The 1,902-nt window shown below is 74.1% G+C and carries 2 protein-coding genes; both read left to right on the top strand.

Features of this window, described 5'->3' with window-relative positions:
- Positions 1-882 (top strand): hypothetical protein (locus AB1609_22690; GenBank protein MEW6049243.1); only part of this gene is annotated, 882 nt, incomplete at its 5' end.
- The coding region (locus AB1609_22685) for a VCBS repeat-containing protein (GenBank protein ID MEW6049242.1) at positions 869-1,902 on the top strand (1,034 nt) is incomplete at its 3' end. The genes AB1609_22690 and AB1609_22685, both read left to right, overlap by 14 nt.

Below are 1,902 nucleotides of genomic sequence, written 5' to 3'. Positions count from 1 at the left end.
CGCGCCCGCCGGCTCCGCCTCCGCCTGGCCGGGGCAAGGAGCTCGCAGGGCGGCCATGCGGCCTGCCGGATCGGGGTGTTGGGCGGGACTGGCGCCGAAACGGGCAGTTCACCGGGCGTGCGCCTGCTGGCCCGTGCGCTGTGGGCGTGCGGGTTCGACGCCTTCGTTCGGCCGGGCGCACCGGCGCCTTTTGCCGCCCCGCTCTTCGAACCGGGTCGCGACGGCACGGGCGGCACCGGCACCGGCACGGGCCCGCTTCTGTGGCTTTGGGTCGACGCGGCCGGCGAACGCCTCCGCGCCTGGGAAGCCGGCGGCCGCCCGGTCCCGGACGCCACCTTGCAGGCGCTCGCGGTCCTTGCCGGGGAGTCCGGGGAGCCGGTCTGGCTTCCCGTCGACGCCAGCGACGAGGCCGAGCGGCTGGCGCGGGAAAGCGGCCGGCCTGTGACCTGGAGCCCGAGCCCCTCGCCACCTCGGGACGGCGTCTGGCTCGGTTGCCTTGCGGCGGCTGCGGGCTCCGCCCTTGGCAACCTGCACGCGCTGCTCGACGGCCGGCCCGTGCCCGCCCGCCTGGAGGCGGCCTTCCCGATCGCCTGGGAACACGTAGGCCAGGTAATGCGCCGCCTCGCCCGCCAGGCCGGCGCCCTGGCCGAACCGCCGGTTGACGGGCTGAAGGTGCGCCACGGGCGCGGCTGGGTGCTGGTCAGGCCGGACGCGGATCGCCCCCTCGTACGGCTGCTGGTTGAGGCTGCCACCCTGGCCGATGCGCGCGAGCTTCTGGAGCGCTATTCGGCTTACGTCCGCGCGGCCAACCCGTCCGCCACTTTCCTGCAGGAAGGGAGCCGTCCTGCGCCGGGCGAAATGGCCTGGCATGAGGGCATCTGAGCAAATCTGCCGGCGCCTGTCCAGCACCAGCTTCTGCATGGCTTTACTGGTGGCGTCGCTTCTCCTGGCAGCTTCGCGCACCCCTGTGTTGGCCCGGGGCTGGGAGCGCTTGGCCACCCAGGTCGGGCCCGCGCCGGTCGTGCTGCAGGTGGCCGTCGAGGACCTGGACGGCGACGGGCGGGCGGAGGTGGCCGTGGCCGGCCGGGACTACGAGCGCCAGCAGGACCGGCTCTACATCATGCAGTGGTCGGGGCGCGCCGGCCCGGAGCCGCTCCAGGTGGCGGCCCAGAGCCCGCCGTTCAGCGAACCCATGAGCCACGTCGCACTGGCCGTCGGCCCGTTCACCGAGCCGGAGGCACGGGAGATCCTGGCCGCCACCAACAGCCGCCTGGTGGTCTGGCGGTGGGATGGGGGCCGGGCCCTGGCCCCCGCCTGGCAAGGGGATTATTCGGCCCGGGTCCAGCAGGTCGCCGCGGTGCACCTCCCGGGAGAACCGGCGGCCGTCGCCCTGGCCTACGTTCGCACATCCCCCCGGTGGCACTACGTGCTCCAGATCTGGCACTGGAACGGCGCATCCCTCGAGCCCATCGCCGGCCCGTTTTCCATCGGCCCTGTGCGGGCCATGACCTCGGGGGACCTGGCCGGCGACGGCCAGAGCGAGCTGGTGCTCGAGGTGGGCGAGGGCAACTCCCCCGGTCAGGTGCAGGTCTGGCGGTGGCGCGAGGGCGCCTTCCAGCAGGCCACCTCGGCGGCGCTGCGGGACGCGCCCGTCTTCGGGCTCGGGGCGGGCCGGGTGCCCGAGGTCAGCACGGAGAGGGACTTGCTGCTGGCCGCCGACGACCGCGGGCGCATCGTTCTATACCAGTGGGGGCCGAAGGGGTTCTCGCGGGTGGGAGACGTGGCAACGGCCAGCTGGGGGCTGGTCTCGGCGGCGCTGGGCGACCTGAACGGGGATGGCCGCACTGAGGCGGTGGTCGTGGAGTACCCCAACCTCATACACGTGCTTCGCTGGCAGCCGTG

Source organism: Bacillota bacterium (assembly GCA_040754675.1).
Classification (GTDB): domain Bacteria; phylum Bacillota; class Limnochordia; order Limnochordales; family Geochordaceae; genus Geochorda.
The sequence above is the reverse complement of the archived record's forward strand: the minus strand, read 5'-3'. Positions and strand labels throughout refer to the sequence as shown.